This is a genomic window from Sutcliffiella horikoshii, from assembly GCF_020524325.1.
Taxonomy (GTDB): domain Bacteria; phylum Bacillota; class Bacilli; order Bacillales; family Bacillaceae_I; genus Sutcliffiella_A; species Sutcliffiella_A horikoshii_D.
On the sequence record NZ_JAIVKY010000005.1, the window covers coordinates 90506 to 107180 of the forward strand.

12 protein-coding genes are annotated in these 16675 nt (G+C 39.8%); 10 read left to right on the forward strand and 2 right to left on the reverse strand.

The features are described 5' to 3' along the window. Positions 1-108: 108 nt before the first annotated feature. From LC091_RS05315 to LC091_RS05345, 7 genes are all read left to right on the forward strand, one after another. Positions 109-402, forward strand: a complete 294-nt coding sequence (locus tag LC091_RS05315; protein ID WP_010192515.1) for a WXG100 family type VII secretion target — start codon at positions 109-111, stop codon at positions 400-402. Positions 403-509: 107 nt separating this feature from the next. Continuing rightward, positions 510-749: an EsaB/YukD family protein gene (locus tag LC091_RS05320; RefSeq protein WP_226680874.1), complete on the forward strand. Its 240-nt coding sequence runs from the start codon at positions 510-512 to the stop codon at positions 747-749. Between the two features lie 14 nt (positions 750-763). Beyond that, on the forward strand, positions 764-1951 hold the full coding sequence (gene essB, locus LC091_RS05325; RefSeq protein WP_226680876.1) for a type VII secretion protein EssB: 1188 nt from the start codon (positions 764-766) through the stop codon (positions 1949-1951). Positions 1952-1977: 26 nt separating this feature from the next. Then, positions 1978-6408, forward strand: a complete 4431-nt coding sequence (essC, locus tag LC091_RS05330) for a type VII secretion protein EssC (RefSeq protein WP_226680878.1) — start codon at positions 1978-1980, stop codon at positions 6406-6408. Beyond that, complete coding sequence (gene esaA, locus LC091_RS05335; RefSeq protein ID WP_226680880.1) at positions 6405-9266, forward strand: type VII secretion protein EsaA; 2862 nt, start codon at positions 6405-6407, stop codon at positions 9264-9266. The genes essC and esaA overlap by 4 nt, the downstream gene beginning before the upstream one ends. Then, the gene (gene essA, locus LC091_RS05340) at positions 9247-9738 is read left to right on the forward strand and encodes a type VII secretion protein EssA (RefSeq protein WP_226680882.1); all 492 of its coding nucleotides are present in this window, start codon (positions 9247-9249) and stop codon (positions 9736-9738) included. The genes esaA and essA overlap by 20 nt, the downstream gene beginning before the upstream one ends. A gap of 282 nt (positions 9739-10020) precedes the next feature. Next, positions 10021-11763: a sigma 54-interacting transcriptional regulator gene (locus LC091_RS05345; protein WP_226680884.1), complete on the forward strand. Its 1743-nt coding sequence runs from the start codon at positions 10021-10023 to the stop codon at positions 11761-11763. A gap of 26 nt (positions 11764-11789) precedes the next feature. Here LC091_RS05345 and LC091_RS05350 read toward each other — a convergent pair whose 3' ends face one another. Both LC091_RS05350 and LC091_RS05355 read right to left on the reverse strand, forming a co-directional pair. After that, positions 11790-11936, reverse strand: a complete 147-nt coding sequence (locus tag LC091_RS05350; protein WP_226680887.1) for a hypothetical protein — start codon at positions 11934-11936, stop codon at positions 11790-11792. A gap of 184 nt (positions 11937-12120) precedes the next feature. Next, positions 12121-12585: a hypothetical protein gene (locus tag LC091_RS05355; RefSeq protein ID WP_226681321.1), complete on the reverse strand. Its 465-nt coding sequence runs from the start codon at positions 12583-12585 to the stop codon at positions 12121-12123. Positions 12586-12790: 205 nt separating this feature from the next. Between LC091_RS05355 and LC091_RS05360 the strand changes: the two genes are divergently transcribed. Genes LC091_RS05360 through LC091_RS05370 form a run of 3 tightly spaced genes read left to right on the forward strand, consistent with a single transcriptional unit; the run spans position 12791 to position 16672 of the window. Continuing rightward, positions 12791-14314, forward strand: coding sequence for a long-chain-fatty-acid--CoA ligase (locus LC091_RS05360; protein WP_226680889.1), 1524 nt, complete (start codon positions 12791-12793; stop codon positions 14312-14314). Positions 14315-14341: 27 nt separating this feature from the next. Beyond that, positions 14342-15502 (forward strand): acyl-CoA dehydrogenase family protein, encoded by a 1161-nt coding sequence (locus LC091_RS05365; protein WP_226680890.1) that lies wholly within the window; start codon positions 14342-14344, stop codon positions 15500-15502. Positions 15503-15520: 18 nt separating this feature from the next. Beyond that, on the forward strand, positions 15521-16672 hold the full coding sequence (locus LC091_RS05370; RefSeq protein WP_226680892.1) for a thiolase family protein: 1152 nt from the start codon (positions 15521-15523) through the stop codon (positions 16670-16672). Positions 16673-16675 lie beyond the last annotated feature (3 nt).

The following is a 16675-nucleotide window of genomic DNA, read 5'->3' on the forward strand; positions in this document are numbered from 1 at the left end:
GTGGGTATATATTACTCATTTTCCTATAATTCCTATTTGAGAATTGACCTCTTAGTTGTGTATTTTTTACAATAAAAGTAACTTACTAAAGAAATGGAGAGATGTTAAATGTCAGGAATTATTCGCGTTACCCCTGCAGAGTTAGTTGGAATGTCCACACGTTACAGAAGTGAAAGCAGTCAGGTTGGAGATCAAATCAACCGTTTGGACAACATGATTCGTGAGCTTGAAAGTGTTTGGGAAGGTGAATCAAGCCGAGCATTCAGTGATCAATATCAGTCTTTGAAACCTTCTATCATTCAAATGCAACAACTACTTGAGGATATCTCCGTTCAGCTTAGTAACACAGCTAGAGCCCTTGAAGATGCTGATACTCAAATTGCAAGCCAGATCCGCGGGTAATTTTGTTCTTATAGAAATAGCTCCCTCTTAAAGGGCAGCCAAAAAGAAAGAAGGAGCGCCATTCTTTAACAGTGGGATGCGTTCCTTCTTTTATGAGGTGAAAAACATTGTACATAGAAATAACCATCGATCTAAAAAACTATCAAAAGGATTCTTTTGACCTTCGACTCTCTAATTACCATACAGTAAAAAAAGTAGTCGATATCGTTTGGCAGGCCGCTTCCCCCGCATCACCTCCAAGGGATGGGGATTGGGTAAAGGTTGTGAACAAACACTTGATACTATCAGGTTCAGACAAGCTTGTAGACCACGGCATAACGTCTGGTGACCGTCTGGAAATTTTATAAAGGAGCAATCTATCATGGCAGATCAAAGTCGAACATATCTGGAAGAAGAAATAGGGGCTACACTTTCCAAAGAAGGTGAAACGATTAAGCTTGTCTTTCAAAAAGAGAAAATAAAATTGGAAGAAGCTGCTGAAATTCGGATGCTTCAAGAAATAAATCCAGCCATACATAAAAAAATTAAAGAAACAGAAGACGAGTTAACACTTATCTATCATCCCCCTCCGGCCTTTTCATCTTTCGCTAAAATGAAAAGAAAAGATGAGAAAAGCAGATGGATTTTTGCCTCTCAATTAATTAAGAGTGTTAGGACTCACTCTCTTTCAAGATTACATCTTCTTATATGTCCCGAGAATATGGTGGTGGATGAAAGTTTGACCCCATATTTTTTTCACTATGGCGTGATGGAAAGTCTACCACCCTATGAAAAAGAGACAGAAAAGCTATGGCAGGAAACGAAAGCGGTCATTGCTGCTGCCATTGACGGGAAACACACCTTCAAAGAGTATCTCAAACTATATCAAACATTAGAACTATCATCTACTGCCAAATCTATTATGAATGCCAAGGATGAAGAGGAACTATTGACGTTTATTCGCAATGGGATAAAAGGGTTGGAAGAGAAAGAAAAACACTTTATCCGACTTCCAGAAAAGCGATGGAAAATCACCAAATATGTCACCATCAGTCTCTCTGTACTTTTGTTACCAGCACTTGTATTAGCGATATATTCCTTTCTTTTCGTTCAACCGAAACAGGCCGCATATGTACAGAGCTCCGAACATTTTCTAAAAAGTGAATACAGTCAAGTGGTTACTACGTTGAATGGTTATGAAGCGAAAGAGATGCCAAGAGTGGTGCAATATAAATTGGCAACTTCCTATATTATTAATGAATCTTTAAATGAAGTCCAAAAAGATGCCTTACAGAATAGAATAACTCTGCAATCTGATCCACAGTACTATCAGTATTGGATCCACATTGGTCGCGGCGAAGCACAAGAGGCGCTTGATATCGCAAGGTCATTAGAGGATTCAGAGATTATTCTTTATGCCTTATTAAAGTATAAAGAACAAATCCGAGCACAGGACGACCTTTCAGGTGAAGAGAAACAAAATCAACTAGAAGAAGTTCAAGATGAGATCGATGAGTATGCAGAGGCAATTGAAGCTTTAGAAGAAGAGCAAGATGAGCAATCAAATTAACTGTAAGGTTGAAATGAGGTGAGTGTATGAATAATTTCTGGTTGTTCTATGAAAACAACTATCAAAAGATATCTTTAGAGACTGGTACGATTACTGTAAGTTCTGAAGTAGAGGACCAGCTTACTGTCCGTAATTTCCCATTTACAGATGGTTCTTTGCTTGTCGATATTCAAAATGACAAATTCACAGTCAAACAACAAACCGGGATAATAGGAAGCGGCACATACACCAAACCATTAGAATGGAAAGACAAAGGGAATGAATTAAAGATGGTACTTACTCCCCGTCCTTCGCATTCCCAAACCTATTACACAGGAAGCAGAGAACAAGTATCTTTTTCCATGAAAGATGATAAAAAAAGGGAAACGATTACCTTTACCAGAAACTTCTCTAGAAAATGGGTCGTAAATATTTGTGATGAAAATTGTTACATGAATGGCCATAAACTCCAAAAAGGAACGGTCCTTGAAGTTGGAGATTTGTTGCTTTGGTCCTTTATGGAAATCAGATTGGTAGAAGAGGATATCTTAGAGGTTGCAAGTCATACGGAGTATGTAACAGACCTCTCTGACATACAACTACCTCAGTCAGAAATGAAGAAGAAGTATCCAAGCTATCGTAGAACACCACGGATGGTTTATGAGCTACCTGCTGAAAAAGTATCTCTGCAATTTCCTACACAGGAATCGGATGATAATAATAAGGGGCTTTGGCTAATTATCATGCCTCCTCTTATTATGTTAATTGTCATGGGAGTGGTAGCGCTCGTTGCACCGAGAGGAATTTTCATCATTATTTCCATGGTTATGTTTATGACCACACTTATTACATCAACGGTACAATTTTTTAAAGAAAAAGCAAATCGTAAAAGAAGTGAAGAGCGCAGAAGAAGAGTTTATTCCCTTTACCTTGAAAATAAGCGAAGAGAGCTGCAAGAATTAGCGGACAAACAGACGAATGTACTCACATTTCATTTCCCTTCTTTTGAGAGGATGAAATACCTTACAGGACAAGTTTCCGACCGGATTTGGGAAAGATCACTAGAAAGCCACGACTTTTTACAATTCCGCTTAGGACGTGGAAAAGTCCCTTCCAGTTATGAAATATCCATCAATTCCGGTGATATGGCCAATAGAGAGATTGATGATCTTCTTGAGCAGTCACAGCACTTGGAAAAAGTATATAGGGAAATCGACCATGTTCCGGTTGTAGCGGATTTATCCAAAGGTGCAATCGGATTAATAGGTAAAGAATCCGTCATGAAAAACGAAATTCATCAAATCATCGGTCAGCTTTCCTTTTTTCATAGCTACCATGACCTTAGATTTGTATTCATTTTTAATGAAAAAGAGTATGAACAATGGGAATGGGTGAAGTGGCTTCCACATTTCCAGATCCCGCAATCATTTGCTAAGGGTCTCATCTATAATGACCAGACAAGAGATCAATTGCTTTCTTCCATTTATGAAATGCTCAGAGAAAGAGACTTGATGGAAGAAAAAGAAAAGGTAATTTATTCTCCTCATATCGTCTTTATTATTACAGAACAGCAGTTGATAGCCGATCATGTCATCCTTGAATATTTAGAGGGAGACCATAAAGACCTCGGCATTTCGGTCATTTTTGCAGCGGATTCTAAAGAGAGTTTGTCTGATAATATTGAAACCCTTGTGAGGTATATCAATACCCAAGAGGGAGACATTCTAATCCAAGAGAAAAAAGCAGTTTCCATTCCCTTTAGACTGGATTCGCACAAAAGAGAAGGAAACGAAGACTTCTCGAGAATGCTTAGAACCCTTGATCATCAGGTGGGTATGACAAATTCCATCCCAAACAGTATTTCTTTTTTAGAAATGATGAAAGTAAAAGACGTCGGAATGCTACCGATACAAGAAAACTGGGTTACAAGAGAATCTTCTAAATCCTTGGCAGTTCCTATCGGGTTAAAGGGTAAAGAGGACATTTCCGTACTGAATTTACACGAAAAAGCACATGGTCCACATGGTCTTTTGGCAGGTACAACCGGATCTGGGAAAAGTGAATTTTTGCAGACTTATATTCTATCACTTGCTATTCACTACCACCCGCATGAAGTTGCGTTTCTTCTTATTGATTACAAAGGTGGGGGAATGGCTCAGCCTTTTGAAAACATGCCTCATTTATTAGGAGTTATTACTAATATAGAAGGAAGCAAAAACTTCAGTGCGAGGGCGCTTGCTTCGATCAAAAGTGAGTTGAAAAGGCGTCAGCGATTGTTTGACCAATACAAAGTCAATCATATTAATGCTTATACCGATCTTTATAAACAAAATAAAGCGGGAGAACCGCTGCCGCATTTATTCCTTATTTCCGATGAATTTGCAGAATTGAAAGCAGAAGAACCGGAGTTCATCCGCGAATTGGTTAGTGCGGCACGTATAGGAAGAAGTTTAGGTGTCCACTTAATTCTTGCGACCCAGAAACCTGGCGGAGTCATTGATGAACAGATTTGGAGTAACGCCCGCTTTAAAGTGGCATTAAAAGTCCAGGATGCAGATGACAGTAGAGAGATTTTAAAAAATGGAGATGCAGCATCCATTACCGTTACAGGCCGGGGTTATCTCCAGGTAGGGAATAATGAAGTTTATGAATTATTCCAATCAGCTTGGAGTGGGGCACCTTATCTTGAAGATACATCTGAATCTGAGGATGAGGTGGCTTTTGTTACCGACCTCGGGCTTGTTCCATTGTCAGATGTATCAACATCTAAAAAGAAAAAGAAAAGTGCACAAACGGAGATAGGCGCAGTGGTGGAAGAGATCCATTCCGTACAGCAACATATGGGTATTAAACAACTTAACAGCCCATGGCTCCCTCCTTTAGAAGGAAGACTTTCACGCAAAAAGTATGTTGCAGAAGAGCAAGGTTTCATTCCGCTTGCATTGATGGATGAGCCTGAGAAACAATCGCAAAGGGTTTATGAATATGAACTTGTGGAAGATGGCAATATCGGGATATTCGGTTCATCTGGTTATGGTAAGTCCCATACCATACTGATGCTGTTGCTAAGCATGGCAGAAAAGTATACACCAGAAGAGTTGCACTATTATATCTTTGATTTTGGGAATGGAACCTTGCTGCCAATGCGTCAGCTTCCACATACGGCAGATTTCTTCTTGATGGATGAGGAACGGAAGATTGAGAAGTTCATGCGTATCTTGAAGGATGAAATGGCTAGACGTAAGAACCTGTTCCAACAGCAAGAAGTAAGTTCTATCAAGATGTTCAATTCTCTGAGTGAAGAAAAATTACCTATCATATTTATGACGATCGATAATTTTGATCTTATCAAAGAGGAAATGCAAGATCTTGAAATGCAAATCAACCAGTTTGTCCGAGATGGTCAGTCACTGGGAATCTATATGATATTCACTGCCACAAGGGTCAACTCTATCAGACAATCATTGATGAACAATTTGAAAACTAAAATAGTACACTATCTGATGGATAATAGTGAAGCTTTCACTATTTTAGGGAGGGTACCGTATAATCCTGAACCAATTCCAGGTAGAGCCATAATAAAGAAGGATGAAGCGTTCTTCTCGCAAGTCTTCCTGCCTGGCGAAGGAAAAGATGATTTTGAAATACTAGATTCCATTCGAAGTGATATCGCATCTATTAAAGAAAAGTATCGAGATCACAAGGAACCGCAAGCAGTTCCAATGCTCCCTTCAGATCTTAATGTCATCAATTTTGCAAAATATACAGAAGGTAAGCTTAAAAAAGGCCTTGTTCCTATTGGACTGGATGAAGAATTTGTCCAACCTGTATTTATCAATTTTGAAAAATATAAGCATTGCATGGTCGTAGGACAAGCACAAAAAGGCAAGACAAATGTCATGAAAGTGATATTGAATACGGCGCTAGATCAAGGTGCTGAATCTATTGGACTCTTTGATTCCTTTGACAGAAGCCTATCCAATTATACGGAAGAAGACAATGTCACCTACTTAGAAACAAAAGAGCAAATTGCAAAATGGGTGGAAGAAGTAGAGCAGAAGTTGTTTGCTAGAGAAAGTGACTATCTTAAGAAAGTTCAATTTGGGGACACATCCATGGATTACCCACCAATTTTCCTTGTTATAGACGGCTATGCAAGGTTTATTCAGACACTCGACCCGATGCTGCAAGACAAGTTTGCAAGGCTGATTAAAAATTATAGCCACCTAGGATTTAATATTGTTGCCTCAGGCAGTAACAATGATCTGTCAAAAGGTTATGACACACTTACGATGGAAGTAAAGCAGATTCGACAAGCACTAGTGTTAATGAAAAAGTCAGAGCAGAATATTTTCACTCTGCCATATGAGAGAAACGAAGACGAAATTCATCCTGGATATGGTTATTATGTAATCAACGGGAAGGAAATGAAAATTCAGATTCCGCTTTGCACTACGGAAAGGAAGGTATTTACATGACGGGAAAAACCACCTATCTAATAAAAATGGTGTTGGTTATTCTCCTAATCCTAGTGACACCTGCATTATTCTTTGGATCTGTCGGGGAGAACCCAATGGAAGTAGAAAGAACGGCTTCAAGAGTTATTGCAGTAGTAAATGAAGACACTGGAATGGAAAAGGATGATAAAGCCCTTGAGTTTGGAAAGGAGATCTCCTCTATTTTTGAGGAGGACTCCAGATATGAATGGACGGTAATCGGTCGGAGTGCGGCAGTAAATGGCCTGAAAGATTCCAAATATGATGCAGTTGTTTATATCCCTTCCAATTTTTCAACCAACATCATGACCTATGAAAGTAATCAGCCGGTAAAGGCGAACTTTGAATACAATGTTCAAGACCAATTGAATGTCATTGACAGAGAAAAAGTTTTACGGGAAATTGAAAAAGCGACAAGTAAAGTAAACAGCAGAATTTCTACTCTTTACTGGACCTATGTATCCCAGGACTTAGAAAACGTCCGAGCTCATTTTGATACAATTTTGCAAAAGGAAATAGATTTTCAAAATGCCATGTTAGCATTCTATAAACCTACTTCCTTAAATCTAGCATCTGAAATTGAAAGACAGCGTTCGATGCTAGAAAACCTTCAATCAACTGTTGCAACTGTTAGTCAAGATGCACCTGGGAGGGAAAGCACGGTTCAACAGTTTGAGGACAACTTAACGTCTTTTGTACAATTTGTAGAAGAGTTTAAAGAATACCAAGATAGCCAGCAACTGGTGCTTCAAGAACTCCAGGATGAGAGCATGGGAAGTATTCAGCTCTTAGCATCCACTCAGCCTTCCCGATATTCTCAAGTGCAAGATTATTTATCTCAAGAAGGAACAGAGATAAATAACGGGTTGGAGACTATTAATAGCAGCATGGAGAGAAACAATACCGCACTTGCTGAGCTTTCCGAATTAAGGAAGGCCGAAGTAGGCAGGCAAACAGGTGATATGGAAGCATTTTTTGCACAGCAAGAACAGATTGCCATCTCACAAAAGAATGCGGACCTTACTAAATTAGAAGAAACAATAGAGAACCTTAAAGGAGAGCTTGAAAAAGAGGGCGAAAAAGAACCTGGAAAACCGGAAGATCCAAAACCTCCTGTAACAACTTCGTCTAAGAATGAAGTGAAGGATGATGAATCGGAGGTAGAGGTTCCAGAAAACAGAAGTTTTGAGAATGAAATAAAGGAATTAAATGCTATAGCTACCGATATTAATTCTATCAAAACAAATGTTAATAACCTGCGAGAACTAGTTCCAGAAGAAGTAATGACTGTTCTAAGTCCTTTAGAAAGTTTATCCACAAGGATATCAGCAGTAGAAGAAAGCCTTAAAGGTGTAGAAGAAGAAAACCCATTATTGAAAATAATTGAACAGTTAGAAGCAGAAAAGCAAGCATTAGAAGAAGAAATAGTGGGATATCTGGAACAGATTTCCGAGTTGGAAGAAGTTATTGAGTCCTTAGAAGGGGACAAGGAATCCTTATCTAACAATCTTCAGACAGTTATCAATGAAATTGAAAAGCAAGAACAAGGAATTCTCGATCAGATTGAGAGTGAAGAAGTAAAAACACGATTAGATACCATTTTTAAACCGGAAATCAAAAATAATAACACCAAAGATTTATTAAATTATCATGCTTCTCTTGTTCAATACGAACAAACGTTGAACCGGGATGTCAATGAAGATGTGGAAGCGCTCCTTGAAGATATCCAAACCATTTTGGATGTGTCCGACCCAGAAGAAGAAGGATGGAACAATATTGCAGCTGCTCTGCCATCTACTATGGAACAGATGCAGGCACTACAAGATAATTTCTCCGTCTTCATGAAAGAATACAGAGCAAATATTGAAGAGCAGCAAACAGCAATCATGAATGACATCTCTTCCCTTGAAGAAAGTGCAAACAATGTGATGGAGCAGGTTCAATTATTTGCAAATAACGAACCGACTCCAACTAACGGCAATGATGGCAATACGGTAGTATCAAGACAGCAGACCATTAGCCAAGAACTATTGACTCTGAACGAACTAGTCACTTCCGTAGGGGAAAGTCAGTCAAACATTGTCTCTTATACCACGCAACTGCAAACAAATGTAGAGAATGTACAAAATGATGCGGATACACTCAATGCCAAATGGGCAGAAAACATAGATACAACTAGAATGTATAGAGATGATATCTTTAATGTCCTAAGAAATGCTTATGTAGACGGACAGAAGAATGGCCCTGTCTATGAGCATCTTTCCAATCCATTGCAAATTAGCGGAGATGGTGCAAGCGGTACGGAGGATAATAGAATTCCTCCTGTGGTAGTACTTGCGATTATCTTGATTAGCAGTTTATTAATCGGATATTTCAGCCACTATTTCAACAGTGCGCCAATGCTCGTGCAAGGCTCCATGTTTATTTTGTTAAATATCATTGTTGGATTGATCATCAGTTTGTATGGGTTAAACATATACCCATTGGCTGAAGATCGTGCGATACAGTGGTCCATATTTACTATTCTTTTACTTACTGTTGCTTCAGCGGTTGTACTTGCAGGATTCAGCATGGGCAAATTAGTCGGGTGGATTGCAAGTGTCGGACTGGTTATTTTCTTCATCAGCCCATTCCTTACACTAACAGCACCAAACATAAATTACGAAGACCCGATGTCACGTGTTTATATGTCCATCCAATATGGCTCAAGCTCCCTCTTTATGACAGCAGTTATCGCCTTGATTGTCATTCTCTTGTTGCTTCTTGTTTTGCCGCAAATGGTAAAACTATTTAAGAATAGTAACGATAAAAAGAATGAAGATGAAGCATATGAAGGCTAAGGTTGTTTTATTTTTACTAGCTCTATACGTTTTGGTTGCTTTACTGCCGTTAAACGGAACAGTAACATCGGCTGATTCTGATATAGAATCTCTCGAGCCGAACAGCTACGAGAAAGAGGATTTTAAAGAAAATACCAATTTCCTACGTGAAAATAACCTTAATGAACGAAAAGAATCTGTTCCAGAAGAACAAAAGCTACTCACATTTAAGAAACGAGAAAAGAAAGCGGAAGAGGACTTTATCGGAACTTTATTTATGACTGGTGAAAAAAAGTCCACCACCATTCAAGCTACCTCACAAGAGTTGAAACTGTTTATAGAAAAAGACAACTCAAGGTATCAAGCGGTGGTTGCCTCCGAAAACTCGTCCAAAACCAATAGCATCACTATTCTTCTATACGGATTCCTGGCCATAGCATTAATACTATTACTGGCAATAATCCTACCAAGAATGGCAAAAGGAAAAGAATAACCTGCCCCCCTCTCCAATGAGAGGGGGTATTTTGTCTTAATGTCGACCTATCTGTATTAGTAGCATAGCTGAACGTAGTGGAAGGCGCGCAGACTCCTATGGGAGGAAGGGACAGGGGAGACCCCGGAAGGCGAAGCCTGAGGAGGCTCCCGGACCGCCCATGGAAAGCGAAGCGCATGCAACGGAGTTCAGCGGATATAACTATTAAATAGATAAAATATTCTAAAAAATAGTAAACTAAGCTACAATAGAGATACATTGTGACAAGAAGGTGGAAATTCAGTGATTTCATTAAAAGAAATGATAACGCCAATTCCATATCAAATAAAAGAAAATACAATACTCGCAGAAGCATTAAATATTATGAAAGAAGAGAAATATGGTCTCTTACCTGTAGTGGATGAAGATCAAAAATTAATTGGTGTTTTTACGCGAAGCAGATTATTTCAAATGGTTAAACAGGAAAAGTCACTCACCACTCCAATTAAGGATTTTGTCAAAAGAGATGTTTATTCATTAAAGGAAGATACCCCATTTAAAGAATTGGAGGAAATTGTTCGAAACAGTTCAGTCGGAACAGGTGTCGTTGTCGATGTTGAAAACAGAGTCATTGGTTTATTTACCAAAGCGGATATGGTGATGGGCCTTCTCGATGTAACTAGAACATTAAATTTAAAACAATCGCTGCAGACAGCAATGGATCATGCGTATGATGGGATATTGTTGGCAGATGAAACACAAACCATTCAAATGGTTAGCCCCTCCCTGTTGGAATTGTTCAACATGGATTATCAAGATGTTTTACATAAAAAAACGAATCAAGTATTTCCGCATTTTCAAATTTCAAAGATTTATGAATCGGAAGAGGCGGATATTAGTGATTTCCATGAGATAAATGGAATCAAGTATATTATCCACCGAATTCCCGTCATACAAGAAGGTCGGGTCGTCGGAGCGATTGTGAAAATAATGTATAGACAGTTGAATGAAGTCAATGAACTTTTCAAAAGACTTCAAAAGGCCGAAAACAAAGCATGCTTTTATCATACTGAACTGAAAAAATCTGAGAATGCAAGATTTACTTGGGATCATATCATAACCGAACATCCAGTGATGGAAAAAATAAAAAAGAGTGCTGCAAAAGCTGCAAAAGGCCGTTCTACCATATTAATCCGAGGGGAAAGCGGGACTGGTAAGGAACTTTTTGCACATGCCGCTCATAACAGTTCTGCTAGGAAAGATGGGAAGTTTGTTGTAGTGAATTGTGCGGCAATACCAGAAGACCTGTTAGAATCAGAGTTTTTCGGCTATGAGGATGGTGCTTTTACAGGGGCCAGATCACGAGGAAAAATCGGAAAGTTCGACTTAGCGAATGGAGGATCGTTATTTTTAGATGAAATAGGGGACATGTCTTTGAACCTTCAGGCCAAGCTTTTAAGGGTGTTACAAGAAAGGGAATTCTATCGAGTGGGCGGTACGAAAAGAATTCAAGTGGATGTAAGAATAATCGCAGCTACCAATCGCAACTTGGAAGAAATGGTGAAAGAAGGGACATTCCGTGAAGACCTTTACTACCGATTGAATGTCATTTCTTTATTCATTCCGCCACTTCGTGAAAGAATGATGGACATACAAATTCTTTCGGAAAAAATAATGAGCGAACTTAACCGCGTTATTGGGACAAGTATTACCGGCTTTGAGCCACGGGCAAAACAAATACTCATGTCCTATCATTGGCCAGGAAATGTCAGGGAACTTCGAAATGTGATGGAGCGGGCGATGACATTTGCAGAACATGGGAAAATTAAGGTGGAGGATCTACCTGACTATATGCTCGGAAATGCACAGGTGTTAGTTGATGAAACGGCGGTAACGCATGAAGAGTCGATGGTCGAGAATGCAGAGCGTCTTGCAATTGAAACAGCTTTGACAAAAACAAAAGGCAATAAAGCAAAAGCGGCTAAGATGCTCGGAATTAGCAGATCGAGCTTATATGATAAATTGAGGAAGTACCAGATGAATTAGGAGTGAATGAGTAAAAGGCGGATTCTTTATTCTTTAAGGAATTCGCCTTTTTTCTTTGGAAACCTATTTTCTTGTAAGGTCGTTGTTGTTGTTTCTTGTGGTAATTGATGAAATAAAGCTGTAGTTTTGAAGGGAAAAGGCGAAATTTTATTGTGATTTTTTTGTTCGGACACATTTGTCGCTCCTTCGGACAATATATGATGGAAAAATGGAGGGTTTCGGACAACTTACATTAGTAGTTCGGTCAACTTTTTCTGTTTGTAAGTAGATGTTCGGTCAACTTTGGAAAAACTTCGGACATTTGCATAAATGTTTTAAAACTGCCAACAACATTTTCTAAATTACTTAACAATTCTTTCAAGAAAACTCCTCTTTAATCATAACGCCATCCTGCCACTTTTGAAAAAGGTAAATGAGGAGAGCAATAATGGTAGTGAGAAACAGTACACCAAACTCATTCATTTTTACAAGCTCATAAATACCAAGGTATTCATACCATTTACTTAATCCAAAGGAAAGAAAGCTGTCCACAATGAGGTTGGTTACAAAGAACACAATAAATCGTTCATATGTAAAGTATAGGATGATAACAGTACCAACCAAAAAGACACCATAAACAAATGGTGTAATGTTATCTAAAAGGATAATATTCTGTTTGATCTCCCACCAATCAAATTTTTCTGCTATTTGAAAGACAAAAGTTAACACTAACGCCCCAAATAAACCACCTGGAAAATAACGTTTAACTTTAGATTTATTCAGTGGAATCAGCAAAAGCCAAGGCAGTATTAAAAATGACCACATTACAAGTTGTACGAACATATTAATCACCTTCTAGGTCGACTTGTAGTTAGTTTGTACATTCTCATTCACCATATACAGTGTAAACGAAGAAGTGTCCAGATATTGGACGGTTTTTTTCAATCCATGCTAATGGGGAAGTAGGCAGCCCTTTATAAACAACCTACCAGTCTTGGCATACTTCTTGCATAAATACAGCTGTATGTAATAAGAGGGAGGAATGTGTATGAACATTGGAATGTATCTGTCTCAAAATGCCAGAAAGGTGCCGGAAAAGCTTGCGGTTGATTGTGAAGGAAGACAGTATAATTATGATCAGTTCAACAAGGAAGTAAATAAACTTGCTCATGGTTTGTTAGACCTTGGTGTCACAAAAGGTGACAAAGTGGCTTTCATGATGAAAAACTCGGATACTTTTGTTTTCTCTTATTTTGCAGGAGCAAAGATTGGTACTGTCATTGTACCGATGAATTTCCGTTTAACCTCCTCTGAAGTTCAATATATTTTAGAGCAGTCAGAAGCGAAAGTAGTTATCTGTGATGAAGAATTTGAAGGAATCATTGTAAACGCTAGAGCAGGCAGTAAAGTAGAAAAAGTTATTGTGGTGGGGACACCGACTATTGCTGAAAATAGATCATACACGGAAGTGCTATCTTCTAATGAACAAGAACCAGGCGTGGAAGTCTTTGAAACAGACGATTTGGAGATCTTGTACACTTCCGGAACGACCGGCCGGCCGAAAGGTGCTTTGTTCGATCACAGACGAATTTTCAATGTTGGCCTTTCTATGATGATAAGTATGGGCATCAATCAGCAAGAGCGCTTTTTACATATTGCACCGTTGTTCCATTCTGCACAACTGAATTTATTCCTTGTATCGGGAACAGTGCTTGGGGCGACTCACTTCATTCATCGTGATTTTCATCCAGTTTATACACTTCAAGCGATTCAGGAACATAAGATTACTCATTTCTTTGGAGTGCCAGCCATGTTCAATTTTCTTTTACAAGTACCAAATGCTGATAGCTATGATCTCTCCTCCATCAAGCGTTGTGGATATGGAGCAGCACCAATGGCACCAGAGCTTGTGAAAAAAAGTATGAATTTATTTAAAAATGATCAATTTTTCAATCTCTGCGGTTTAACGGAAGCTGGTCCAAACGGAATCTTATTAGATCCAAATGGTCACAAAAAACATCTCGGGAAAAATGGAAAACCTTCGTTTTTAACGGAAGCAAGAGTCGTCGATGAAACGGGCCGTGATATTGAAGTAGGCGCAGTGGGGGAATTTGTTCTAAAAGGTGAATCAATCATGAAGGAATATTATAAAAAACCGGAAGAAACAAAAGCTACTTTAAAAGATGGATGGTTATATACAGGAGATTTGGCCACCGTTGACGAAGAAGGTAATATCACCTTGGTAGACCGAAAAAAAGACATGATTATCTCGGGAGGAGAAAACGTTTATTCCATTGAGGTGGAGGAAGTGTTGTACGAACATCCTCAAGTTCTTGAGGCGGCCATTATTGGACTGCCAGATGAGGTATGGGGAGAAGCGGTATGTGCAGTTGTCGTTCCTCATAAGGATCAAGTGGTCAATGAAGAGGAACTAAAACAGTTCTGCCGTCAGAAGCTTGCGGGTTACAAGGTTCCACGAAGAATTTTTGTGGAAGAGATATTGCCGAGAAATGCATCCGGAAAAATACTGAAATACCAGCTGAGACAGCAATTGAATCAAGTAAAAGCATAGGGGTGGAGTAATTTGAAATCGCTTTCAATGAAAAGAGAACCAAGAAAACATCCATACTTAACAGAGGACCATCAACAATTCAGAAAGTCTTTGCGCAAGTTTTTAGAAAGAGAGGCAGTTCCTTTTTATGATGAATGGGAAAGTGATCGCATCATTCCTCGTTCATTTTGGACGAAGATGGGGGAACAGGGCTATCTCTGCCCTGATATTGATGAAAAGTATGGCGGAAGTGAGACAGATTGGGGTTATTCCGTCGTCATTAACGAAGAGCTAGAGCGTGTGGGGACAGGACTAATTGGTGTAGCGCTACACAATGATATCGTAGTCCCTTATATCACAAGCTTCGGAACAGAGGAGCAGAAGCAGAGATGGTTGCCTTCTTGTGTGTCTGGCAGAACGATTACGGCTATTGCGATGACAGAGCCGGGGACAGGATCGGATCTTGCGAATATCAAAACTACGGCAAGACTCGAAGGGGACCATTATATCGTTAATGGAGCAAAAACATTCATTACAAACGGCATCCATGCAGATCTCGTAATCGTGGCAGTAAAGACCGACACAGAAATTCAACCGCAACATAGAGGAGTCAGTTTGCTTGTCGTTGAAAGAGGACATCCGGGCTTTTCTAGAGGCAGGAAGCTAGACAAAGTGGGATTACATTCGCAAGATACAGCTGAGTTATTTTTTGAGGATTGTAAGGTTCCTAAGGAGAATCTACTCGGGGAAGAAGGTCGCGGGTTCTTATACTTAATGGATAAACTGCAGCAAGAAAGGCTATTAGTGGGCATTGGAGCACAAATTGCCTCAGAAGAAATGCTGCAATCCACGATTGACTATGTGAAAAGCAGGGAAGCGTTCGGAAAGCCTGTCAGTAAATTTCAGAATACTCAGTTTAAAATTGCTGAAATGGCAACCGAAGTGGAAATGGGAAGAGCTTTTCTAGACCAGCTCATCGCGGATCATATTGCCGGAGAAGATGTGGTGACAAAAGTATCAATGGCAAAATGGAAGCTTACGGAGACTGCAAGGAACATTGCGACTCAGTGCATGCAGCTTCATGGCGGATACGGTTATATGGAAGAATACAAGATTGCAAGAAGGTATCGTGATATACCAGTTGCCAGTATTTACGCAGGGACCAATGACATTATGAAAACAATCATTGCCAAAAATTTAGGGTTGTAGGAAGGGAGATTTTTCACCATGAGAGAAGTTGTCATTGTAGAAGGAGTTCGAACACCAGTCGGGAGAAGGAAGGGTTTATTGAAGGATTACAGGCCAGATGATTTGGCTGGGGAAGTATTGAAGGAACTTGTGAATCGTGCCGGGATTGAGGCAGGACTTGTAGAGGACGTCATCCTGGGGTGTGTGACACAGTCTGGTGAACAGGCAGGGGACATTGCAAGGGTGGCCGCTTTGATTGCAGGTTTTCCAATAGAAGTGCCAGGTACGACGCTTGACCGTCAATGTGGCTCCAGTCAACAGGCTGTCCACTTTGCAGCACAAGCTATTCTTTCAGGGGACATGGATGTGGTCATTGCCGGTGGAGTCGAGAATATGACAAGAGTGCCGATGGGATCCAACTATCAAAAGGCACCGTTCAGTGACAGGCTGCAGGATAAATATGAAATCATCAATCAAGGGCTATCCGCGGAAAGGATTGCGGAGAAGTATGGATTTACACGTGAGGAGTTAGATACCTTCTCTTATGAAAGCCACCAAAAAGCATTAAAAGCGCAAGCAGAGGGTTATTTTACAAAAGAGATCATGCCGGTTGAAGTGACATTAGAAGATGGCTCGACATTTATGATGAAGGAAGATTCCGGTCCTCGCACGGAAACATCGGTGGAGGCACTTGGTGGATTAAAAACCGTGTTCAAAGAAGATGGCGTTATCCATGCAGGGAATGCAAGCCAGATTAGTGATGGAGCTGCGGCTCTCCTATTGATGACAAAGGAAAGGGCATTGGAGCTTGGATTAAAGCCGCGATTCAAAGTGCATACAAGAGTAGTGGTCGGGTCCGATCCTACTTTGATGCTGACAGGTCCGATACCAGCAACAGAAAAAGTATTGAAAAAATCAGGCTTGTCCATTGATGAGATTGATGTGTTTGAAGTCAATGAAGCCTTTGCTCCAGTACCAATGGCTTGGCTGAAGGAAACAGGAGCAGATCCGGTAAAACTCAATCCAAATGGGGGAGCAATTGCGTTAGGTCACCCGCTTGGAGCAAGTGGTGCGAGGATTATGATTAGCATGATGCATGAACTTGAACGTACTGGTGGTAGATACGGCCTGCAAACAATGTGTGAGGGACATGGAATGGCAAACGCGACTATCATTGAAAGGCTTGATTGATAC

Bases quoted from the DNA above. Each gene is read 5' to 3' on its own strand.
- LC091_RS05355 (WP_226681321.1), bottom strand. From the start codon at position 12,585: ATGTTCGTACAACTTGTAATGTGGTCATTTTTAATACTGCCTTGGCTT.
- esaA (WP_226680880.1), top strand. From the start codon at position 6,405: ATGACGGGAAAAACCACCTATCTAATAAAAATGGTGTTGGTTATTCTC.
- essA (WP_226680882.1), top strand. From the start codon at position 9,247: ATGAAGCATATGAAGGCTAAGGTTGTTTTATTTTTACTAGCTCTATAC.
- essC (WP_226680878.1), top strand. From the start codon at position 1,978: ATGAATAATTTCTGGTTGTTCTATGAAAACAACTATCAAAAGATATCT.
- essB (WP_226680876.1), top strand. From the start codon at position 764: ATGGCAGATCAAAGTCGAACATATCTGGAAGAAGAAATAGGGGCTACA.
- LC091_RS05315 (WP_010192515.1), top strand. From the start codon at position 109: ATGTCAGGAATTATTCGCGTTACCCCTGCAGAGTTAGTTGGAATGTCC.
- LC091_RS05365 (WP_226680890.1), top strand. From the start codon at position 14,342: ATGAAAAGAGAACCAAGAAAACATCCATACTTAACAGAGGACCATCAA.
- LC091_RS05360 (WP_226680889.1), top strand. From the start codon at position 12,791: ATGAACATTGGAATGTATCTGTCTCAAAATGCCAGAAAGGTGCCGGAA.
- LC091_RS05370 (WP_226680892.1), top strand. From the start codon at position 15,521: ATGAGAGAAGTTGTCATTGTAGAAGGAGTTCGAACACCAGTCGGGAGA.